This is a genomic window from Streptomyces sp. NPDC031064 (genome assembly GCF_055570965.1).
This window is the reverse complement of the sequence record NZ_JBVIGF010000008.1, coordinates 345,734-368,098: the sequence shown is the minus strand read 5'-3', so window position 1 is coordinate 368,098 and position 22,365 is coordinate 345,734. Positions and strand designations below refer to the sequence as shown.

At 74.1% G+C, this 22,365-nt stretch carries 15 protein-coding genes and 1 tRNA gene; 3 read left to right on the top strand and 13 right to left on the bottom strand.

Annotation, left to right across the window (positions count from 1 at the left end; translation table 11 throughout):
* The first annotated feature begins 1 nt into the window (after window position 1).
* Entirely contained in the window at window positions 2-2,773 is a 2,772-nt protein-coding gene (locus ACZ46W_RS28335) for an FtsX-like permease family protein (protein ID WP_468343214.1), read from the top strand.
* Complete coding sequence (locus ACZ46W_RS28330; protein ID WP_468343212.1) at window positions 2,770-3,729, top strand: ABC transporter ATP-binding protein; 960 nt, start codon at window positions 2,770-2,772, stop codon at window positions 3,727-3,729. The genes ACZ46W_RS28335 and ACZ46W_RS28330 overlap by 4 nt, the downstream gene beginning before the upstream one ends.
* 8 nt (window positions 3,730-3,737) lie before the next feature.
* Here the strand turns inward: ACZ46W_RS28330 and ACZ46W_RS28325 are convergent, their stop codons facing one another.
* From ACZ46W_RS28325 to ACZ46W_RS28295, 7 genes are all read right to left on the bottom strand, one after another.
* On the bottom strand, window positions 3,738-4,397 hold the full coding sequence (locus tag ACZ46W_RS28325; protein ID WP_468343209.1) for a DUF8010 domain-containing protein: 660 nt from the start codon (window positions 4,395-4,397) through the stop codon (window positions 3,738-3,740).
* A complete protein-coding gene (locus ACZ46W_RS28320; RefSeq protein WP_468343207.1) occupies window positions 4,394-4,828 on the bottom strand; it encodes an acyl-CoA thioesterase in 435 nt (144 codons plus the stop codon). Before ACZ46W_RS28320 ends, ACZ46W_RS28325 begins: the two co-directional genes overlap by 4 nt.
* A 10-nt stretch (window positions 4,829-4,838) precedes the next feature.
* Window positions 4,839-6,503 (bottom strand): energy-dependent translational throttle protein EttA, encoded by a 1,665-nt coding sequence (gene ettA / locus ACZ46W_RS28315; RefSeq protein WP_468343204.1) that lies wholly within the window; start codon window positions 6,501-6,503, stop codon window positions 4,839-4,841.
* A gap of 311 nt (window positions 6,504-6,814) precedes the next feature.
* Window positions 6,815-8,245, bottom strand: a complete 1,431-nt coding sequence (locus tag ACZ46W_RS28310; protein ID WP_468343201.1) for a Cys-Gln thioester bond-forming surface protein — start codon at window positions 8,243-8,245, stop codon at window positions 6,815-6,817.
* A 243-nt stretch (window positions 8,246-8,488) separates the two neighbouring features.
* Entirely contained in the window at window positions 8,489-8,980 is a 492-nt protein-coding gene (locus ACZ46W_RS28305; protein WP_468343198.1) for a single-stranded DNA-binding protein, read from the bottom strand.
* A 222-nt stretch (window positions 8,981-9,202) separates the two neighbouring features.
* Complete coding sequence (locus ACZ46W_RS28300) at window positions 9,203-10,987, bottom strand: GTPase (protein ID WP_468343195.1); 1,785 nt, start codon at window positions 10,985-10,987, stop codon at window positions 9,203-9,205.
* Window positions 10,984-12,591 (bottom strand): dynamin family protein, encoded by a 1,608-nt coding sequence (locus ACZ46W_RS28295; RefSeq protein WP_468343433.1) that lies wholly within the window; start codon window positions 12,589-12,591, stop codon window positions 10,984-10,986. The genes ACZ46W_RS28300 and ACZ46W_RS28295 overlap by 4 nt, the downstream gene beginning before the upstream one ends.
* 314 nt (window positions 12,592-12,905) lie before the next feature.
* Between ACZ46W_RS28295 and ACZ46W_RS28290 the strand changes: the two genes are divergently transcribed.
* Window positions 12,906-12,981 (top strand) — tRNA-Arg (locus tag ACZ46W_RS28290).
* Between the two features lie 138 nt (window positions 12,982-13,119).
* Here the strand turns inward: ACZ46W_RS28290 and ACZ46W_RS28285 are convergent.
* The 6 genes from ACZ46W_RS28285 to ACZ46W_RS28260 form a co-directional block, all read right to left on the bottom strand.
* Complete coding sequence (locus ACZ46W_RS28285; RefSeq protein ID WP_468343192.1) at window positions 13,120-14,451, bottom strand: ABC1 kinase family protein; 1,332 nt, start codon at window positions 14,449-14,451, stop codon at window positions 13,120-13,122.
* 185 nt (window positions 14,452-14,636) lie between these two features.
* Window positions 14,637-16,871, bottom strand: coding sequence for an anthranilate synthase component I (locus ACZ46W_RS28280; protein ID WP_468343189.1), 2,235 nt, complete (start codon window positions 16,869-16,871; stop codon window positions 14,637-14,639).
* Window positions 16,868-18,391, bottom strand: a complete 1,524-nt coding sequence (locus tag ACZ46W_RS28275) for a nitrosuccinate lyase (protein ID WP_468343186.1) — start codon at window positions 18,389-18,391, stop codon at window positions 16,868-16,870. Before ACZ46W_RS28275 ends, ACZ46W_RS28280 begins: the two co-directional genes overlap by 4 nt.
* 85 nt (window positions 18,392-18,476) lie before the next feature.
* Window positions 18,477-20,435 (bottom strand): FAD/NAD(P)-binding protein, encoded by a 1,959-nt coding sequence (locus ACZ46W_RS28270; RefSeq protein WP_468343183.1) that lies wholly within the window; start codon window positions 20,433-20,435, stop codon window positions 18,477-18,479.
* Window positions 20,436-20,490: 55 nt separating this feature from the next.
* The gene (locus ACZ46W_RS28265) at window positions 20,491-21,633 is read right to left on the bottom strand and encodes an acyl-CoA dehydrogenase family protein (RefSeq protein WP_468343180.1); all 1,143 of its coding nucleotides are present in this window, start codon (window positions 21,631-21,633) and stop codon (window positions 20,491-20,493) included.
* Window positions 21,626-22,129, bottom strand: coding sequence for a PaaI family thioesterase (locus ACZ46W_RS28260; protein ID WP_468343177.1), 504 nt, complete (start codon window positions 22,127-22,129; stop codon window positions 21,626-21,628). Before ACZ46W_RS28260 ends, ACZ46W_RS28265 begins: the two co-directional genes overlap by 8 nt.
* Between the last annotated feature and the right edge of the window lie 236 nt (window positions 22,130-22,365).

Here is a 22,365-nt window from a genome sequence, read left to right as displayed (position 1 = left end):
CATGCGGCTCAAGGGGGTTGTCGCGGGTGACGCGCCTGCCGCGCCCGTCGCGCCCTGGGTGCGGACCCGGCTGCGGACCTTCCCGGGGGCGGCCGTGGCACTGGCCCTGCTGGTGACGGTGACGGCGTTCCTCGCCGCCGCGTTCCCGCGTGCCGTCGACGCGTACGAGACGGAGGGGCTGCGCCACCGGATCGGCACCGCCGCCCCGCGCGACAGCGTCGTCGAGGTGACCGTGCGCGCCGACCGGGACACCAGGGAGGCGGACGTACGGCCGCAGTCCTTGCGGGCGCTGCACCGGGCGGTCCTGGAGGCCCTGCCGGAGCCCGTACGGGCCGTCGCCGCGCAGTCGTCGTACGGCGTGCGGACCGCCAAGCCGCTGCCCGCGACCGACGTCTCGCTCCCGGCGCCCGACGGCCTGCCGCCCGAGTTCACCCTGGCCACGCCCTCGGACCTGTCCCGGCACGCCACCGTGCGCGCCGGCCGCCTCCCGGCCGGCCGTGCGACGGCGAGCGCCGCCGAGGTGGAGGCGGCGGTCACCAGCGACACCGCGAAGTCGCTGAAGCTGTCCGCCGGTTCGGTGGTCCATCTGTCGCGTGACGGGCGCGCGCCCCTCACCGTACGGATCACCGGCATCCTCCAGCCCCGGTCGCCCGAGGGCGCCTACTGGTCGGTCGAACCGCTGCTGCGCACACCCGTGCTCACCGCCAGGAACTCGACGGGCGCGCCGAGGTTCTTCTGGGACGCCGCCCTGCTCCTGCCCCCCGACGCGGCGCCCGTGCTGCTGGGCACGGGCGGTGAGCCGCAGGCCTTCTGGCGGATCGCCCCCGGCACCGCGCACCTGACCGCCGCGGACGCTCCCGCGCTGACCGGCGCGGTCGCGTCGCTGACGGGCGGACCCGATCTGCTGAAGGTGCGTCAGCGGCTGGGAGCCGGCGCGTTCGTGGACACCCGGCTCGGTGACCTGCTCGCCTCCTACGACGGGATGCGGGCCGCCATAGGACCGGTCGTCGCGGTCGCGGCGTTCGGGATCGGGTCGGTGGCCGTCGTCGTGGTGGTGATGGCGGGCGGGCCGGCCGCCGCGCGGCGGCGGGACGAGCTGGCGCTGCTGCGTGCGCGCGGTGGTTCGCTGCCCGGGATCGGCGGGCGGCTGCTGGCGGAGACGGCCGTGGTCGCGGTCCCGGCCGCCGCGCTGGGGCTGCTGCTCGCCGTGTGGCTGGTGGGCTCGGGACGGCTCGGGTACGCGGTCGCCGGCGCGGGTGCGGTGGCGCTGGTGGCGTGCGCCGCGCTGCCACTGCGGGCCGTGTACCCGCACCGGCGGCCGGGGGCGCACGGGGGCCGGGACGACCTGGTCGGCGCGCGGCCCTCGCGGGGGCGCACGGTCGCCGAACTGACGCTGCTGGTCCTGGCCGCGGGCGCGGTGACGGCACTGCGGCGGCGGGGCGTCGGTGCGGAGTCGGGCGACCCCTTCGCGGGCTCGGCGCCGGTGCTGGTGGGCCTGGTCGCCGCCCTCGTCCTCGTACGGCTGTATCCGCTGCCGCTGCTGTGGCTGGCCCGTCCGGCGCGGAGGCTGCGGGGCGTGGTGGGGCCGCTGTCGCTGGCGCGCGCGGGCCGGTCGTCGGCGGCCGGGGCGCTGCCGCTGCTGGCGCTGCTGGTCGCGTTGACGACGGCCGCGTTCGGCGGCTCGGTGCTGGCGGGGGTGGCGGCGGCCCGGGAGGACGCGTCGGTGCTGGCGACGGGCGCGGACGCCCGGGTGGCGGGCGCGGCGGAGGCGGTGCCGCTGCCGGACGGGCTGGCGGAGGCGGTACGGGGCGTCGGGGGCGTGCGGGACGCGGTGGCGGTACAGGTCGAGTACGGCGTGCCGGTGGCCGCCCAGCCGGGTGTGCCGGGGTCGATGAGCGTGACGCTGATCGGCGTGGACCCCGACGCGTACGCAGAACTGACGCTCCGCACCGGCCTGGGCGGCTTCCCGGCCGCCCGGCTGAAGAACGCGGGCGCGGGGGACGGCCGCGTGCCGCTGCTGCCCGCGATCGTCTCGCCGTCGGTCGCGCGGCTGATCGGTACCGAGCAACGGCTGATCCAGTCCCACGCCGGGAACTTCCGGGTGCGGGTGGCGGGTGTGCGGGAGCGGACCCCGGCCGTGCCCGGCGCGGACTTCATCATCGTGAACGCCGCCGACCTCACGTACCGGGCCGACACGGTGCTGCTGGTCAGCGGCTCCATGGCGGGCGGCGAGCTGCGGTCCGCCGTCCGGTCGGCGGCCGCCGGCTTCTCCGTCCTGCTCCGGTCGGAGGCGCGTGCCGCGTTCGTCGAGTCGCCGATGCAGAGCGGTGCCGAGCGGGTCTACGCGGCGGCCGTCGCGGCGGGCGCCGGGTACGCCGCCCTCGCGCTGCTGCTGTCGCTGCTGCACAGCGCGCCCGAGCGGGCGGCGCTGCTGGCGCGGCTGCGCACGATGGGCCTGACGCGGCGGCAGGGACGGTGGTTGCTGGTTCTGGAGGCGCTGCCGCAGGCGCTGCTCGCGGCGGCCGGCGGGGTGCTGGCCGGGTGGGCGGCGATCGCGCTGCTGGCGCCGGGTGTCGACCTGGCGCGGCTCGCGCTGGCGGCGGCGCCGGGGCTCGCCACGTTCGACGGCGCGCCGCTGCGGGCCGATCCGTGGTCGCTGGTGCTGCCCGCGGCGGGGCTGGTGGCGCTGGCGGTGGCGGTCGCGGTGGCACAGGCCTGGTGGGTGGCCCGCCGGGGCTCGATCGGGGAACTCAGGGCAGGAGACGTGCGATGACGGACACGACTGCGGCGACTGCGGCGACTCTGGCGGCTTTGGAGGCGCGCGTCGCGGCGCGCCGCGACGGCCCCGCGTACGGCGACGGCGCGATGATCGCCTGCGACCGCCTCGTCCGTGTCTTCACCGCCGACGGGGTGGAGGTACAGGCGCTCCAGGGGCTCGATCTGCTGGTCCGGCAGGGCGAGTTGATGGCGCTGGTCGGGGCGTCCGGCAGCGGCAAGTCGACGCTGATGAACATCCTGGCGGGCCTGGACGTACCGACGGCGGGCGCGGCGACGGTGGCGGGCTGCGACCTGCTCGCCATGGACGCGAAGGCGAGGCTGCGCTACCGGCGCGACGTGGTCGGCTTCGTCTGGCAGCAGACGGCCCGCAACCTCCTCCCCTACCTGACCGCCGCGCAGAACGTCGCCCTGCCGATGCAGTTGCGCGGCCGTGCGAAGCGGGGGCGGAGGGCCGAACGGGCGCTGGAGCTGCTGTCGATGCTGGACGTCGCGGACTGCCGCGACCGGCGCCCGCACCAGATGTCCGGCGGCCAGCAGCAGCGCGTCGCGATCGCCGTCGCCCTGGCCAACTCGCCGTCCGTGTTGCTCGCCGACGAGCCGACGGGCGAGCTGGACTCGGCGACGGGCGAGCAGGTCTTCGCCGCGTTCCGCCGGGCCAACGAGGAGCTGGGCACCACCATCGTGATCGTCACGCACGACCAGGCGGTGGCGGGCGAGGTCCGCCGCTCGGTCGCCATCCGCGACGGCCGCACGTCCTCGGAGGTGCTGCGGCGCACGGAGGTGGACGCACAGGGCCAGGAGTCGATGGTGGCCCGCGAATACGCCACCCTGGACCGCGCGGGCCGCCTCCAACTGCCCGCCGAGTACACGGAGGCGCTGGGCATGCGGCACCGGGTACTGCTGGAACTGGAGCCCGACCACATCGCGGTACGCCCGGACGACGCCCCCTGACGTCCGGGTCAGACCGCGGTGACCGTCAGCCCCGTACCGAGGCCGGCCTTGCGGACGGCGATCGATCCGTAGGGGGTGCGCAGCCGCAGCCAGGCGCCCGCGGTGAGCAGGGCCACCGGCACGTCGTGCGGGGGCAGGAAGCCCAGCGACTGGGCGGCGTGCACCGCCCGCAGCGGCAGGCCGGTGGAGCCGATCGTCCGGGACCAGATCTCACGGCCGAGCCGGTCGCGCTCCGCGCGTGTGCGGCGCTCGGCCGGCAACTCGCCGTCGCGGGCCCGGAATTCGGCCACCGCCGCCGCGATCGCCCCACGCAGTCCGGCGGCGTCCGGGAGGCCGGGGAGCTCCTGCCAGCCGCCGCGCGGGGGCAGGACGCCCGCCCACGGCGGGCCGGTGACGGGGGCGGGCACCATGGCCTTGCCCGCCGACTCCTCGATGCCCTCCAGGAGCTGCCCGGCGGACACGGTGACGTCCAACGGCGCGTCCTCCAGGAGCGCGGCCGTACGGATGGCCAGCACGTCGAAGGAGGCCGGCCGGCCGAACACGGCCAGGGCACCGCCACCCGCCTGGAGGCGGACGGCGGCGGCCCGGTCGTAGTGGATCAGCCGGGCCAGGAAGGCCGCGAGGTCGGCGGCCTCCCTGGGGTCGGCGAAGTGCAGCGGCGGCGTCATGCTGCCGCCGGCTCCCCGTGCATGCCGTCGTCCACGTACTCCTGGAGGAACGAGCGCTCCTCCGCCGTGATGCGGCGCGGGCGCTGGGCCTCCAGGTCGAACGGCACGACGACCGTCGAGGCCCGCACGTACACCTGGTCGGGGTCCTTGATCTCGTACGCGATCGTCAGCGACGCCGCGCCGATCTTCGTGACCCACGACTCGATGGTCACCGGCTCGTGCCGGTGGACCAGCGGCCGTACGTAGTCGATCTCGTGCCGGGCCACGACGGACCCGCCGGAGAACGACGGCGAGCCGTTCCCCGGCGCCAGCCGGAACATGAAGTCGATCCGCGCCTCCTCCAGATAGCGGAGGAAGACGACGTTGTTGACGTGCCCGAAGGCGTCCATGTCCGACCAGCGCAGGGGACAGCGGTAGATATGACGAGCCACTGCCGCTGCCTCAGCCCCGGGTGAGCTTCTTGTACGTGGCGCGGTGCGGCCGGGCCGCGTCCGGGCCGAGGCGCTCGATCTTGTTCTTCTCGTACGACTCGAAGTTGCCCTCGAACCAGAACCACTTGGAGTCGCCCTCGTACGCCAGGATGTGCGTGGCGACCCGGTCGAGGAACCAGCGGTCGTGGGAGACGACCACGGCCGCGCCGGGGAACTCCAGCAGGGCGTTCTCCAGCGACGACAGGGTCTCGACGTCGAGGTCGTTGGTCGGCTCGTCGAGGAGCAGCAGGTTGCCGCCCTGCTTGAGGGTCAGCGCCAGGTTCAGGCGGTTGCGCTCACCGCCGGACAGGACGCCGGCCGGCTTCTGCTGGTCCGGGCCCTTGAAGCCGAAGGCGGAGACGTACGCGCGGGACGGCATCTCGACCTGGCCGACGTTGATGTAGTCGAGCTCGTCGGAGACGACCGCCCACAGCGTCTTCTTCGGGTCGATGTTGGCGCGGCTCTGGTCGACGTAGGAGATCTTGACGGTCTCGCCGACGCGGATGGAGCCGGAGTCCGGCTCCTCCAGGCCCTGGATCATCTTGAACAGGGTGGTCTTACCGGCGCCGTTCGGGCCGATGACGCCCACGATGCCGTTGCGCGGCAGCGTGAAGCTCAGGTCGTCGATGAGGACCTTCTCGCCGAAGGCCTTGTTGAGGTTCTCGACCTCGACGACGACGTTGCCCAGGCGCGGGCCCGGCGGGATCTGGATCTCCTCGAAGTCCAGCTTCCGGGTCTTCTCGGCCTCGGCGGCCATCTCCTCGTAGCGGGCCAGACGGGCCTTGGACTTGGCCTGCCGTCCCTTGGCGTTGGAGCGGACCCACTCCAGCTCTTCCTTGAGCCGCTTGGCGCGCTTGGCGTCCTTCTGGCCCTCGACCTTCAGACGCGCCTGCTTGGTCTCCAGGTACTTGGAGTAGTTGCCCTCGTAGGGGTAGGCGCGGCCGCGGTCGAGCTCCAGGATCCACTCGGCGACGTTGTCCAGGAAGTACCGGTCGTGGGTGATGGCGACGACGGTGCCGGCGTACTTGGCGAGGTGCTGCTCCAGCCACTGCACGGACTCGGCGTCCAGGTGGTTGGTGGGCTCGTCGAGGAGCAGCAGGTCGGGGGCCTCCAGCAGCAGCTTGCAGAGCGCGACGCGGCGCTTCTCACCACCGGAGAGGTTGGTGACGGGCCAGTCGCCGGGCGGGCAGCCGAGGGCGTCCATGGCCTGTTCGAGCTGGGCGTCCAGGTCCCACGCGTTGGCGTGGTCGAGCTGCTCCTGGAGCTTGCCCATCTCCTCCATGAGCTCGTCCGTGTAGTTCGTGGCCATCTCCTCGGCGATGGCGTTGAACCGGTCGAGCTTGCCCTTGATCTCCGCGACGCCGTCCTGGACGTTCTCCAGGACCGTCTTCGTCTCGTCCAGCGGCGGCTCCTGGAGCAGGATGCCGACGGTGTACCCGGGCGAGAGGAACGCGTCACCGTTGGAGGGCTGCTCCAGACCGGCCATGATCTTGAGCACGGTGGACTTACCGGCGCCGTTCGGGCCGACCACACCGATCTTCGCACCGGGCAGGAAGCTCAGCGTCACGTCATCGAGGATGACCTTGTCGCCGTGCGCCTTGCGCGTCTTGCGCATCGTGTAGATGTACTCAGCCAAGAGAAACCGTCCGGCAATCCGAGAGTGGGCAGATACACCCCATCTTGCCTGACGTCCACCCCGCGAAGGAAACCAGTAAGACGGCCGCACCCCTACCGGCGCCTCCCCCGGGGCGCCTGAGGTAGCCGACCGGTCGCGCTCCGTCGCCACGGCCGGGCAGGGACCCGCGGGGCGGGGGCCCGGGGCGGGGCGGCGGTGGCGGTGGCGGTGGCGGGCGCCCGGCGGGTGAGGCCGGCGGGCGCCCGGCCGAGGGCGGGCGAAGTCGGCGGGGGCGGGGCCGGCCCGGGTCCGGGGCGGGTGCCCCGGAGGCGTCAGTCGTCGGTGCCCGGGTCCTTCTTCTTACGGAGGAGGAACACGGCGGCGCCGCCGAGCACCACCATCGCCAGGGCTATGCCCGCGATCATGGGGGTGGCGCCGGACGCGCCGGTCTCGGCCAGGTCCGGGCCGTCGTCCGCCGCGCCGAGGCCGGCCGAGGTGCCGCCGGCCGAGAGGGGGCTGGGCTGCGGGCCCTGCTGACCGGTCATGGTCACGGCCGTGCTGCCGGCGGTCCGGCAGTCGAGGATGCCCTTGAACGTCTTCCTGAAGCCGCCGGGTCCGGTGATGGTGAAGTCGTACGCCTGGTCCTCGGCGACCGGGATGGTCACCGTCCGGGACTCGCCCGCCTGGACGGCGTAGGTGAGGCCCATGAGCTCGAAGCTGAACGGGGCGGTGCCCTTGTTGGTGGCCGTGACGTCCACCCCGCCCTCGGCGCAGTTCTTCCTGGCCGAGAGCGCCGGGATGGCGCCCGCCGTGGCCCAGGTGGCCGTGGCGGTCGCGGAGACGGTCGACTCGCTGGAGCCGGCCAGGATCTGCGTCTGGCTCTTGGTGACCCCGGCGAAGGCCCGGCCCACCGGCACGGAGGTGGTGGCCTGCACGGTCAGGGCGGCGGACCCGTCGGCGGCCTTGGCGGGCACGTCGAAGTACAGGCGGCTGCCGTCGGCCGCCGACGTGACCGGCTTGCCGTTCTTGTCGGTGATCCGGATGCCACTGGCGGCCGCGTCGGCGGGCGGGGTCACCGTGACGCGTCCGGCGTCGGTGCGCACGGTCACCGGGCCGATCCGGGTGCCGGCCGGGCCGGACACGGCGCTGGGCTCCAGGCTGAGCGAGGCCCTGGGCTCCGGGGCGTTCTCGGCCTCTTTCTCCAGCCAGTCGGCGAGCTTCTCGGCCGCCGGGTCGAGCGCCTGGACCTGAGCGTCGTCCGAGTAGCGCCAGATGGCGACCTGGGTGCCGGCGGCCGCCGTCGCGGCGGTCAGCGGACCCGTGCCGGCCTTCTCGGCCAGCCCCACCAGGTCGTCGACCTGGGGGTAGGAGTGCTGGAGGATCCAGCGGATCCGGCCCGCGTCCCTGTTCCCGCCGAGGGAGGTCTGGTCCCAGGAGGTCTCCAGGTACCTGGCCTTGTCCTGGGTGGGGTTGTGGAGGTCGACGCAGTACGTCTTCAGGGTGCCGCCGCCGTCGACGGTCATCTCGAACAGGCCGGCGGGGATCTCCTGCTTCTCCCCGTCGAGGCGGAGCACCGCCTGGTCGAACGTGGTGAGCCCGTTGAGGGTGGCGGTGGCACCGCCCTGGTGCTGCGGCGCCTCGTCGGCCGCGGCGGCGGACGCCCCGGCCACGAGGCCCCCGGCGACCAGACCGGAGGTCACGACCGCGGCGAGGAGACGGGCGGGACGCCTCCTCCGCCTCCGTACAGAAAACGCAGCAAACACAGAATTCCCCTCCGGGCGAGACCCTTTCGCGTGTGGCGCGTGGGGGGAGTGCCTCGCCTGCCGACTCAAGTGCCCCGTGAGTACCCGGGAATCCTAGAGAGAGCCGACCCCGCACAGTCCCCTGTCATACCGTCAGACGACCATTCCGACTCGCAATCGTTATCGCGAACCCGTTTCAGCAGGTCCGCGCCCGTCGAATCTCCACGTCCCCGCGCCGCTCGGTGGTCCTCTCCTGACGCACCGTCACGACACCAGCTCCGCCGGTCGGTCCACCTCGGCGCCCGCTTCCCCGCCACCCGGCTCCGGCACGGTGTCGGGCACCGTGACCGGCACCGCGACCGGCACCGCGTCCGGCCGGTCCACCGCACGTGGCTCACCCTTCAACACCCTTCGGAACGCGGAGGTCCCGCGCGTCAGGTCGTGGCCCACCGCCGACGCTTCGATGTCCACGAACGTCCTGCGCTGACCGTCCCAGTCCTCCTCGCGCACCTTCAGCCGCCCGTGCACCACCAGCGGGTCACCGACCGCCACCGAAGCGGCCAGATTGGCGCCGAGCGCCCGCCAGGCGCACACCGTGTAGAAACTCGTGTGCCCGTCGACCCAGCCCGCCTTCTCGCGGTCCCAGCGGCGCGCCGTCGCGGCGAACCGGAATTTCGCCATGCCTCCCGTCGCGGTCTCGCGGTAATCGACGCTCGTCGCGACATTGCCCACTACGGTCACCATCGTGTCGTTCATGACACCCACCCCTCGCGGTCGTCCTGCTGACTGAGCCCTGCTGACTGAGCCCTGCTGACTGAGCTCATGCTGGCCCGCCCGCCAAAATCCCGCTCGGCCCTGTGGACAAGCCCCCGTTTGTGCAGAACTCCACCACCCGCAAGAGGGACGCCCAACCGGCCGACCCAACCCCCAAGGCACTCCGCCCAAGGGCCTCGGCCCAAGGCACTCAGCCACCGAGCGTCACACCACGACCGCCGTGGCCCCCGCTCCCGCGCCCGGCCCCCCGCCCTCCGCGCGACCGCGCGCCACATGCGCGTACCGCTCGCGCACCTCCCGGTACCGCATCAGCTCCGCGGCGATCGGGTCGAGGACCATCGCCCGCCCGCACCCCGCCGCCGCCTCCCGCAGCCGGCGCTCGGTCTCCTGCCCGTACCGCCGGGCGGGCCCCCGGGCCGCCGCCGCGCACGCCCACTCGACCAGGGGCCCGCCGAGGATGCCGGCCAGCATGATCAGGACCGGCGGGACCAGCCCCGGCTCCAGTACGCCGACGATCTGGCCGACCAGCCACAGGGCGCCGTAGAACTGGAGCAGCGTCATGGCCGCCTGGGCCAGCACGGCGGCCGGCCACCACGCGGGCCGGGGCGGCCGCCCGCCCGCCGGCGGCGCGCCCACCGACACGGCCAGCTCGTCCAGCGCCTCCGGGAGCCCGCGCGACCCGCGTACCGCCGCCTCGCGCACCGCCTGCGCCCAGGGCACCGGCAGCCCGCGCGCCGCCTCCTCCGCGACCACCCGCACGGCCTGCTCGACGCGCTGGCGTGCCGTCAGCTCGTCCTCCGCGGCGACCACGGCCTCCGGTTCGCCGTCCCCTTCCGAACCGCTTCCCTGCGTGCGCAGCCGCTCGTACCAGCGCCACAGCCGCAGCCACGGCGTGCCGCACGCCCGTCCCGCGTTGCGCCGCCACTCGCGTTCCGCCGCCTCCCCGGCCGCCCGCGCTCCGACGGCGACCGCGAGCCGCGCGCCGAAGTCCTCGCGGGAACGCTCCCCCAGCCCGGGGTGACCGTCGGCCACGTACACCGGGCGCAGCCGGGCCGCCGCCGCGTCGACGTCCGCCGACAGGCGCCGCTCGGCGGCGCGGCGGCCCTGCACGAACGCCCCGAGGATGTCGCGCAGTTCCCCCACGCCCTCGCCCGTGAGCGCCGAGACGGCGAGGACGGTGGCGCCCGGTTCGCCGTGCTCGCCGAGCGCCATCCCGTCCTCGTCGAGCAGCCGTCGCAGATCGTCCAGCACCTGGTGGGCGGCGTCGCCCGGCAGCCGGTCGACCTGGTTGAGGACGACGAACGTGACTTCGGCGTGGCCGGCGAGGGGGCGCAGGTAGCGCTCGTGCAGCGCCGCGTCCGCGTACTTCTCCGGGTCGACGACCCAGATCACCGCGTCCACCAGGGCCAGCACCCGGTCGACCTGCTCGCGGTGCGCGGTGACGGCCGAGTCGTGGTCGGGCAGGTCGATCAGGACCAGGCCCTGCAACGCCTCGTCACCGACGCCGCCCGCCAGTGGCCGGCGCCGCAGCCGGCCCGGGATGGCGAGCCGGTCCAGCAGCCCGGCGGCGCCCTCGGACCAGGTGCAGGCGATGGGGTTGGCCGTGGTGGGCCGTCGCAGTCCGGTCTCCGAAACGGGTACTCCCGCCAGCGCGTTGATCAGCGTCGACTTGCCGCTGCCGGTGGGGCCGGCGATGGCGACGACGGTGTGCCGCGACGACAGCCGCTGTCGCGCGGCGGCCTCGTCCAGCACCCGCCCGGCCTCGGCGAGCGTTTCGCCGTCCAGCCGGGTCCGGGACAGCCCGACCAGCTCCCGCAGGGCGTCGAGCCGCGTACGCAGCGTCCCCGCGTACGCCTCGCCGATCGGCGCGGGCGGCTCGTCCGCCAGGGGTCCGCCGTCCTCCAGGGCCTGCCGCAGTGCCTGTTCCTGCGCGCGGCGGGCGATCAGTCCGTCGTCCCAGCGTTCGTCAACGGCGCTCACCGCCGTCACCTCTCCTTCTGCAGTCGGGACAGCGCGGCGATGAGCTCGGCCTGCGGTTCGGGGGTCACGTCGAGGGCCCGCAGCGGTTCCAGCCGCCGGGTCCGCTCCTCGTCCAGTACGCGATCGATGTACGTGGTCACCAGCTCGCCGCCCCGGTCGCGCAGCCGCAGGGCGCCCTGGGCACCGAGCAGCTCGGCGAGCCGTTCCCCGGCGCCGCGCGCCCGGCGCCCGCCGAGCAGGGCGGCCGCCAGGAGCGCCGCCGCGGTCTCCGCGTCGGGGGCGACGGCCCGGTCCATCCGCCGTACCTCGTCCTCGGCCAGCTCCTCCAGGACGCGCCGCCAGCGCCGTACGGCCATCCCGATCCGCTCGCCGGTCTCCCGGTCGGGCCCGGCCGGCGCCTGGGGTCCGGTGTCCAGCGCGCGGGCCGCCGGTTCACGCCGCCACGACTCCCGTACGTGATCGTCGGCGGCGGCGACGGCGCACTGGAGCAGGGCGGTCAGGGACTCGGCGAGGGAGTCGAGCAGTTCGGTGGCCGAGCAGTCGCGGGGGTAGCCGCGCCAGCGGGTGCGGGCGTCACCGGCGAGGACGGCGCCGCGCCGCAGTTCGCGGCGTACCCGCTCGCCCTCCTGCTCGTACGCCGCCTGGACGGCGCCGGTGAGCCGCACGGCGGCGGCGTACTGGGCGGCGACGGCGCCGGCCAGCTCCGGCATGCGGACGTTCAGCGAGTCGATCACCCCGCCGGCCGTGCGCCCGACGGCCTGCTGCCGGGCCGCGGGGTCCTGGGCGTGGTGCGCCAGCCAGGCGCGCAGCGGGGCGACGGCGGTGTCGGGCAGCAGGCCGCTGCCGCCGCCCGCCGACTCGGGCAGCTCGGGGATGGTGAACCGGGGCACGTCGCCCAGACCGGCGCGGACGAGGAGCGCCTCGTACTGCCGCGACACCTCGTTGATCACCTGGTGCGGCACCCGGTCGAGGACGGTGACGAGCGTGGCGTCGTACTCCTTCGCGGTACGCAGCAGGTGCCACGGCACGGCGTCGGCGTACCGGGAGGCGGTGGTCACCATCACCCACACGTCGGCGGCGCAGATCAGCTCGGCGGCGAGCTCGCGGCTCTCGACGACGAGCGAGTCGATGTCGGGCGCGTCGAGCAGCGCGAGCCCGCGCGGCACGGTGTCGGCGGTCTCCACCCGCAGGGCGCGCTCCTGCCCCGCGTCCCCGTCCGCCTCCCCGTCCCCGTCCCCGCCCCCGGGCGTCCACACGCGCGTGAGCTGCGGCAGCACCCGCATCCCGGCGAACCAGTGGTGATCCTCCGGATGACAGACGAGGACGGGGGTACGCGTGGTGGGTCTGAGGACCCCGGCCTCGCTGACCCGCCGCCCGACGAGCGAGTTGACGAGCGTCGACTTCCCCGCCCCGGTGGACCCCCCGATGACGGCGAGCAGCGGCGCTTCGGGTTCCTTCAGGCGGGGCACCAGATAGTCATCGAGCTGCGCGAGCAACTCGGCCCGCGTCTGCCGCGCCCGTGGCGCACCCGGAAGGGGGAGTGGAAGACGCACGGCGGCGACACGGTCGCGCAGGGCGGAGAGTGCGTCGATGAGCTGAGGCCGTACGTCCAAGGTCACCACATGCGAAGAATGCCCAATTTCATGACCTTTTTGAAGCGTATGGCGCCCTCTGCGCGCCGATCAGACACACGGGACAGACGGGATGAGTGGGGCGCAGGCATAACGAGTAGACAACACCCGAGGCGTGAGACGCGAAAAGCGCTGCGGGAATCGCACCTACCTGCGATTATCGGTTCGCTTCACCGAACCTCCACATCGTGCCACGCAGGTGAAGCGACCGGGTCAAGGCGATCGGAGCCCTATCCTTGTCCCCGGCGAGGTCACGGACCACCCAGCAGGGGCTCCAGGCCACAAGGCCACCACCGGCCCCCGTAGCTCAGTGGATAGAGCAGGCGCCTTCTAAGCGCTTGGCCGCAGGTTCGAGTCCTGCCGGGGGCGCCACTGACCGCACGGTGGGGGCACCCGTTGTCCACCACGCGGCGGCCCGCTCGGCCCCCGCCGGCCGCTCCGGCGCGCCGGTTCGCCCCGGCGGGGCGGCTCAACGCGCCGGAACACCCGTGTGCGGGTGGTGTCGGCACATCAGCCCTCGGCGACGGCGAATCCGGGCAGCCAGCGGAGGGCCTCCGCCCGGTACGGGATCTCGCACTCCATCTGGCACAGGACGGCCGTGGCACTGCCGACCACCCGGTTCACCAGGACGTAGGACGGCGGCAGGTTGAAGCGGCGCAGCAGGCCGTCCTTGCGCAGGTCCACCGCCGGCACCACCTCCTCCCGGAGCCATTCGCGCGTGAAGCGGTAGGTCTCGCCGGTCGACGGCGTCGCGATGGGCAGGAGGAAGGAGGCCAGCGCGGCATCGTCGAGCGGGACGCCCGGCCTGACGAAGCCCTCCTGTACGAGGACCTCGTGCGCGGCTGCCCAATCACCCTCCCGGGCCAACCGGTTGAGGGTGCCGAGCGCGGGCGGGAAGCCGTCGGGGAGGTGCTTCACGGCCCCGAAGTCGATGACGCCGAGACGACCGTCATCGAGCATCCGGAAGTTGCCCGGATGCGGGTCGGCATGCAGGAGCCCGGCGCGCTCGGGCCCGGAGAACAGGAAGCGGGCGTACAGGAGGCCCGCCCGGTCCCGTTCCTCCTGGGTTCCCTCCCGGATGAGGGTGCTCAGCGACGTCCCTTCCATCCACTCGGTGACGAGCACCCGCTCGGTGAACGCCACGACGCCGGGAACCGCGACCTCCTCATCACCGTCGTACGCGGCGGCGAACCGCTTCTGCGCCGCCGCTTCGAGGCGGTAGTCGAGCTCATCGGCGATCCGCTCCCGCAACTCGTCGAGCATGGGCTGGACGTCCAGCGAGGGGGAGACGGCGGCGAACATCTTGATCAGCCGGCCCAGTTTGGCGTAGTCGCCGAGCAGTGCCTCACCGGCCCCGGGGTACTGGATCTTCACCGCCACCGTGCGGCCGTCCTCCCACACCGCCTTGTGCACCTGGCCGATGGAGGCGGCGGCCGCCGGGGTGTCGTCGAAGGACGTGAACCGCTCGCGCCAGTTCTCCCCCAGCTCGGCCGCCAGTACCGCGTGGACACGTGCGGCGGGCAGCGCGGGCGCGCACTCCTGGAGCATCGTCAGCGCGTTCCGGTACGGGCCGATCACCTCGGGAGGCAGGGCCGCCTCGAAGACCGACAGCATCTGGCCGAACTTCATGGCGCCGCCCTTGAGCTCACCGAGCACGCGGAAGAGGTGCTGCCCGGTGCGGCGCTGCAGTTCGGCCGTCGCGAGGTCGACCGGCCGGCCGACGAGACGCTTACCGATCCGCAGCGCCGAGCGGCCGGCGAAGCCGAGGGGGAGGGACGCCAGGCGGGCGCCGCGGGTGAAGGCCGAGCGGGGGATGTCGCGGGCCGGCCGGCCCGGGTCCACAAAGCGCCCCCCGAAGGCCACCGGCTCCGGCGTAGGCGGCTCCGGCGTAGGCGGCTCCGGCGCGGGCGGCTCCGGCGCGGGCGGTTCCGGCGCGGGCGGCTCCTGCGCGGGCGGCTTCGGCGCGGACGGCTTCGGCGCGGGCGGCTCCTGCCCCGGTGGCTCGTGTCCGGCCGGTTGCTGGGCGTTCACCGGGCGCTCCCGGCGGCGGCGGGTGCCGCGGCGGTGCGGGTCAGGCCGGTGACGGCATTGGCTATCAAGGTCTGCCCGGCCCCGTCCTCCATCGTCATGATCGACTCCGGGTGGAACTGGACCGCCGCCATGGGCAGTTCCCGGTGCTCGATGGCCATCACCGTGCCGTCGACGGTCCGGGCCGTCACCTCGAACACCTCGGGCAGCGTGCTGGGCTCGGCGTACAGGGAGTGGTAGCGCCCGGCCCTGATGCGCGGGGGGAGCCCCTTGAACAGCGTTCCCCCGTCACCGGTCAGTACGACGGGGGACGGCTTCCCGTGCACGGGCACCGGCAGCGTGCCGAGTGTCCCGCCGAAGTGCTCGACCAGGCCTTGCAGGCCCAGGCACACGCCGAAGACCGGAAGTCCGCGCTCCAGCGCCGCGTCCAGCAGTCCCGACATGCCGAAGTCCGCGGGGCGGCCGGGCCCCGGTGACAGGACCAGGAGGTCGGGCGCCAAGGCGTCGAGCAGCGACGGCGGGAAGCCGGCACGGTAGGTGGTGACCTCGGCACCGGCCTGCCGGAAGTAGTCGGCGAGGGTGTGCACGAAGGAGTCGTGGTGGTCGACGAGCAGTACCCGGCGCGGAGCACCGCGGTCCGCGGCCGGGCCGGGCATGGGCTTCCGCGGCCGGGGCAGGGTCAGCGCGGTCCGGGCCGGCTCGCCGCTCCCGGCCTTCTCCACGGCCTCCAGCAGCGCGAGGGCCTTCAGCAGCGTCTCGCGCTCCTCCGCGTCGGGGTCGGAGTCGTACAGCAGCGTCGCCCCCGCCCGTACCGTGGCGATCCCGTCCCGGATCTGGATGGTGCGCAGCGTGAGTGCCGTCTCCATGCCGCCGTCGAAGCCGATCCGGCCGACCGCCCCGCCGTACCAGCGACGCGGGCTGCGCTCGTGCTCCTCGATGAACGCGATGGCCGCGCGCTTGGGCGCCCCGGTGACGGTGACGGCCCACATGTGGGACAGGAACGCGTCGAGTGCGTCGCGGTCGCTGCGCAGCCGGCCGCGGACGTGGTCGACGGTGTGGATGAGCGTGGAGTACAGCTCGATCTGGCGGCGGGCCAGCACTTCGACGGTGCCCGGCACACAGACCCGGGCCTTGTCGTTGCGGTCCACGTCCGTGCACATCGTCAGCTCCGACTCCTCCTTCCGGGACGCGAGCAGCGTGCGGATCTGCTCGGCGTCCTCCAGAGGCCCGCGGCCGCGGGCGATGGTGCCGCTGATCGGGCACGACTCGACGGTGGCGTCGGCCGGGTCCACCCGTACGAACATCTCGGGCGAGGCGCCCACGAGGTGTTCCCCCTCGGCCAGGTTCATCAGCAGGCCGTAGGGGGCCGGGTTGCGGCTGCGGAGCCTGCGGAAGATGTCGCTGGGGGGCGCGGTGCTCGCCCGGTGGAAGCTCTGGCCCGGGACCGCTTCGAACATCTCCCCGTCGTGGAAGTGCTGCTGGGCGCGGCGCACCAACTGCGCGTACTCCCCCGGGGCGTGGTCGCGGTACGCCGCCGGCTCGGCCGGCCCGCCGTACGACGCGTCGGGTGTCTCCCGGCCGAGTCCGGTGGTGGCGCGGCCGGCGTAGCCGAAGTCGTAGCTGTGCCGCACGGCGGTGCCGGCACGCCGGTCGATCTCCAGGATCGTGTCCGGAAGGTGCAGCACCATGGTGCGGTCCCCCGGGTCACGGTCCTGATGCAGCGGTACGGGGTCGAACTCCAGCACGAGGTCGTAACCGAACGCCCCGTAGAGCCCCCAGAGGGGGTCGTCCGGGCTCGCGAAGCCGGTGACGACCGTGCGCAGCAGGGTCAGCACGGAGGGGCGCCGGGTGCGGTCCTCCTCCGGGACGCGGTGCCGGGCGCGGCCGGCCTCGGCGGTGATCGTGCCGGCCTCGGCATCGTGGCACGCCCCGTGCGGGACGAGTACGGCGGCAAGGGCGGGCAGCAGCACCCGGCCCCGCTCGTTCAGGGCGCGCAGCACGACGCGATCCCGGGTGGCGCTCACTTCGACGGGCGGGTCGACATGGCCCAGGTCGTGCGGCCGGTACCGGCCGGGCTGGTCGGTTCGCCCGGAGAGCAGCAGACCCCTGCGGGAGTCGAGCGCGGTTTCCAGGCGGGCCAGTTCCGCCGCGGCCTGGTCGGGGTCCATGGGTTCGGACAGACGTGTCACCTCCACCCCGATCGGCGTCATCCACCGGCGTGTGCTCGCGGTCATCGTGTGGTCCTCAACTCGTCGTCGGGGTGGCGGAGCGGAAGGTCGGCGGGCACGCCGTCGGAGTGGCCGCAGCCCCCTGGATCCGTCGCCGGCCGGGCCGTCCCGCGTCGGCGGGTGCGCTCGAACCGGGCCAGCACCCGGTCCACCAGGAGCCCGGCGGCCCCGGTGTAGTGCCGGGGGTCGCACAGCTCTCGCAGCGCCGCCTCCCGCCCGGCGAGCGCGGGGTCCTCGGCCAGGACCTCCGCCAGGTGCCGCCCGCCGCTCGCGGCCCGCGCCGACGCCGTGCCGACCAGTGCCTTGGCGGGCGCCCGGCCCAGTTCGGGCGAGAGGGCGGCGGCGAGCCGTTCGGAGACCACCAGGCCACCGGTGAGTCCGAGGTTGGCGCGCAGCCGGTCCTCGTGCACGGTGAGGCCCTCCGCCAGTTCGGCGGCGGTGTGGGCGGCGCCACCGGCCAACCGCAGGCACTCGCGCAACGGCTGCCATTCGGCGTGCCAGGCACCGGCGGGCCGTTCGTCGTCGGTGACCGATACGTGGGTGAGGGTGCTCACGAGCCCCGGCACCTGATAGGCGGCGGAGCGGATCAGGGCGGCCAGCGCGGGGTTGCGTTTGTGCGGCATGGCGGAGGACGCGCCCCGGCCGTCGGCGGCCGGCTCGCTCACCTCGGCCGTCTCGGTACGGGACAGCAACTGTACGTCGGCCGCGAAGGTGCCCAGGGCGCTGGTCGTGAGGGCGAGCGCGGCGGCGAGAGCGGACACCGGGGTCCGCACGGTGTGCCAGGGGACGCCGGGATCGGCCAGACCCAGCTCGGCGGCGACGGCGGCGGGCAGCCTCGCCGCGTACGAGGCCGAGCCGGACGGGTCGTGGATGCGGGCGTACTCGACATAGCCGGCCATGGTGCCCGCCGCGCCCCCCAGTTGAACGGGCAGCCCGCCGTCCCGGACCCGGCGCAACCGCTCCTCCGCGTCCAGTACGGCAGCCAGCCAGCCGGCCGCCTTCAGCCCGAACGTCGTGGGCACGGCGTGCTGGCCCAGGGTGCGTGCCGCCATCGGGGTGTCCCGGTGCAGGCGCGCGAGGCCGGCCAGCGCCCCGGCGGTGCGGTCCAGGTCGGCCAGCACCAGGTCCGTGGTCCGGGCGGCGACCAGCATGAGGGCGGTGTCGAGGATGTCCTGGCTGGTGGAGCCCTGGTGGACGTAGTGGGCGGCCTCCGGGTCCCGTTCCGCCACGGCCTCGGCTAGCAGCCGCACGAGCGCGACCACCGGGTTGGCCGCCGCGCGGGATCTGAGGGCCACCTCCCGCACGTCGAACCGCTCCGCCCGCGCGGCGGCCGTGATGGCCCGGGCGGCCGGCGCGGGCACCGTACCGAGACGGGCCTGGGCGCGCGCCAGTGCGGATTCCGCGTCGAGCATGGCCTGGAGACAGGCGGTGTCGCCGGTGGCGGACTCGGCCGCGACTCCGGCGCGCACCGGCGAGAGGAGTCCGGTGTCCGGGGCTGTTTCCGGCAGGGAGTAAGAGGTTGTCACTGGGGCCTTCCAGGTGGTGGGGCCTTCTGAGTGGTGGGGTCTGCTGGGTGGTGGGTTGGCGGGGCTGCCCGGTGGGGGGCACCCGCTAGGCGGTGGGGACGGCGGGCTGCTGCCCGACGGCCGCCACACGCGTCCCGGCCTGGGCGGCGAGGCCGAGCACGGCCAGCGCGATGGCGTCGGAGTCGCCGAGCGTGACGGAGTTGACGCCCGGCCGGATGCCGGCCGCGGTCACCCAGTGCACGGACTCCGTCGGAACGCCGTAGGCGAAGCGGCGCGGATGGGCCCGCCCGTTGGCGTCGATCACCCGGTAGGGGCGGTCGGTGACCGCGAGCCCGCCGGTTTCATGACCGCCACCCTCCGGGTCGGGTATCGCGAAGGCACGGCACTGCCCGGTGGCGGCCAGGTCCCGGAGCAGCGGGTCAGCGGTACGCCGCAGATCGGGTTCGGGCAGCCGGGCCTCCACCAGCGTGGTCACCCGGACCCGCGAACCGGGCACGGCGGGCGACTCGACGGTGAAGACACCGGCCCGCTCGTCCGCCGACACACGCATGCCGGGGCCGAGGACCCGGAGGACGCCCGCCTCGATGAGAGCGATCATCTCCTCGATGCGGCTGGGCGGCGGACCGATGGACAGGAAGGCGTTGAGCGGGGTGTACCAGCCCTCCAGGTCGTCCCGGTGGGACCGGCCGGTGAGCCCGCCGTGGTCGACGGCCAGCCGGATCTCGTTGCGCAGGTCCCGCAGTACGTCGAGGGCCGCCTTCAACGGGCCGTCCACGTTGCCCTCTTCGGCTGCCGCGAGGTCCTCCCGGAGGACTTCGAGCAGCCAGGCCCGGTAGTCGTCCCCGTCCCGGAAGGAGCGGTCGCCGTAGGGGCGTGCGACGCGGTCCCAGTCCCAGCGCTCCTCGGGTGCGATCCCGAACTCGGCCAGGAGGACGGCCTCTTGTGGTGCTCCCCAGGGCAGCGCGAGCGTCCGGTCCCGGAACCGGCGTGCGGCACGGGCGCCGGAACGGCGGGTCAGGAGGGCCGCGTAATAGACCGTCTCCACCTCCTTGGCGATGAGCGGCCACAGGTCCCGGGAGAAGTCGAGGCCGCCGAGCGCGGCGGTGTCGCGGAGCTCCGCGAGCTTGCCGGGGGTCAGCAGCCAGGAGTGGTGCCGGCCGTGCGCGCCCTTCTGGTTGCGGCCCCGCGAGTGGTACGGGACACCACGGCGGGAGGCCGCGTACAGCTTCGGTTCGCGGCCCGACGGGCGGTAGACGAGGGTGCCGCCCAGGCGCTCGAACGTACCGCCGCGGCCGAGGGTGAACAGCGCCATATGGTCGAAGAAGTTGAGGCCCAGGCCGCGCAGGGCGACCGCCTCGCCCGGCCGTACCGAGGACAGGTCGGCGTCCGCGGGATTGGCCGGCCGGACGTACGTCAGCCCGTGCGCCTCGGCGAAGCCCACGAGCCGCAGCTCCCCTTCGTCGGGCCGCAGCGGGAGGTGTCCCTGCGCCAGGACGACCGCGTCCAGGCCGCCGACGCGGGTTCCGTTCGCCAGCGTCACGCACTGGCGGCCGTCCGCCTCGTCCTGGAGCCGGACCGCGCGCATCGGGTGGACGACGACACGGACCTCCGGCGGGGCGGTGCGGACGACCTGTGCGAAGACCCACTCGAGGTAGTGGCCGTAGAAGGCACGTGTCGGGTAGGAGTCGGGGGTCAGGTCGCGGGCCTCGGCGAGCACTTGGTCGTCGTACCGCGCCTCGCCGCCCGGCCGGGTGAGGCCGCGGGCCCACTCGTAGAGGCTCGGCCCCGGGGCGAGGACGCCCGCCATCTCCACGCTGGGGTCGGTGAACAGGGTCACCTGCGAGGCCACCGTGTTCATCAGCAGGTGGTGGGACTGGTCGGTGCGCCAGACTCCGCCCGCGCCGGGGCGATCGGGGTCCACGAGGTGCACCACGACCGTGGTGCCGGGGGCGTATTCGCCGGCGTCGGCGCAGAGCCGCTCCAGCACGGATAGGCCACGGGGTCCGACGCCGATGACGCAGACCTCGAGCTGCCTGTCCCTCACGTGATGTCTCCGTTCCGGTGGGAAGTCGGGATGCTCAGGGGCTCCACGGGCGGGCCTAGACGCCAAGGTCCCGGCCGATGATCTCTTTCATGATTTCGTTGGTTCCGCCGTAGATCGGGTGCACCCGGTTGTCGACGAAGGCCCGGGCCACCGGCGTCTCGCGCATGAAGCCGTAACCGCCGTGCAGCTGTACGCAGCGGTCCAGCACCCGGCGCTGCACATCGGTGGCCCACCACTTCGCCTTGGCGGCGTCCACCGCGTCGAGCCGGCCGGCGTTGTGCTCGCCGATGGCCCGGTCGACGTAGGTGCGGGCGACGTCCAGCTCGGTGGCCAGCTCGGCCAGCTCGAAGCGGATGTGCTGGAAGCCGCCGATCGGCTGCCCGAACGCGTGGCGGTTCTTGCAGTACGCCAGCGTCTGCGCGAACGCGGTCTCCGCGGCCGCCACGGCGTACGCGGCGATGCCGAGCCGCTCCTGTGGCAGGTTGTTGGCCAGGTGGAGGAAGGCCCGTCCGGGCCGGCCCAGCAGATTGGCCGCCGGTACCCGCACGTCGTCGAAGAACAGTTCCGCGGTGTCCTGCGCCGCCATGCCGATCTTCTCCAGCTTGCGGCCGCGCTCGAAGCCGGGCATGCCGCGCTCGACCACCAGCAGGCTCAGGCCGCGTGAGCCCCGTCCCGCCTGGGTCCTGGCCACCACGATCACCAGGTCGGCGTGGATGCCGTTGGTGATGAAGGTCTTGGCACCGTTCAGGACGTACGCGTCGCCGTCCCGGTACGCGGTCGTGCGCACCGCCTGGAGGTCACTGCCGGCCTCCGGTTCGGTCATGGCGATGGCGGTGATCAGATCGCCCGAGCAGAACCCCGGCAGCCACCGCCGCTTCTGCTCATCGGTGGCGAGCTCCAGCAGGTAGGGGGCGACCACGTCGTTGTGCAGCGCGAAGCCGACGCCGGTCGCGCCGACCCGCATGATCTCCTCGCTGATGATCGCCTGGTAGCGGAAGTCGCGTACGCCGCCACCGCCGTACTCCTCGGGTACGTCGATGCCGAGCAGCCCGGCCTTGCCCGCGGCACGCCACACCTCGCGGTCGACCAGACCGGCGCGCTCCCACTCGGCGTGGAAGGGGACGATCTCCCGCTCGACGAAGTCGCGCACCATATCGCGGAACGCCAAGTGCTCCGGCGCCAGTTCGGTCTCACGCATCGCGGCCTCCGCCGCGGTGCACGATCTGCTCGACGGTGCCGGTGCAGGCGCGTCGTCCGTCCTGTACGAAGCGCACCTCGGCCACCGCGCGCCGGCTCGAACAACTGGTCAGCCCGGTCTCGATCGAGACGGGTCCGGGCACCAGCGGCGTGTGGTACTCGACCGAGAGCCCCGCGGTCAGGAAGCGGGCTCCGTCCGGGATCACCGACAGCATCACCAGACCGGCGAAGTGGTCGACCAGACAGGCGATCCAGCCTCCGAACACCACGTGCGGGGTGAGGGTGAGGGCCTCGTCGAACTCCGTCTCACAGGTGATGAGCCCGGGCTGCCAGGACGTCGCGGGCGGCAGGGCGAGCGTGTGCGCGGCCGGCGGGTCGGGCACGGTGCCGTCGGCCAGGCCGGCCAGCATGCGGCGGCCCCGGGTGTCGGCGCCGGACGGCGCCAGCCCGCGCAGCCGGGTGGTGGGCGGGGCAGAGGGCAGGGTGGATACGGGCATGGTGACTTCTCCGCTGTTCCAAGGGGTGGGGCCGCGCAGACCCGCCGCCGCCGGGCCGGGGGAAACCTCGAGCGGCGGCGGGCCTGGTTCGGTGGGCACCGGATGTCCGGTGCCGACGGTCTCTCCCGGCCGGCCATGCGGCCACGGCGGCCCGACGGGACAGCCCCGCACGGGCCGTCCCCGCTCGCCCGGACGTGCCGGGTGGGCGGGCGGCCGGGGGGACCGGCCGCATCGGA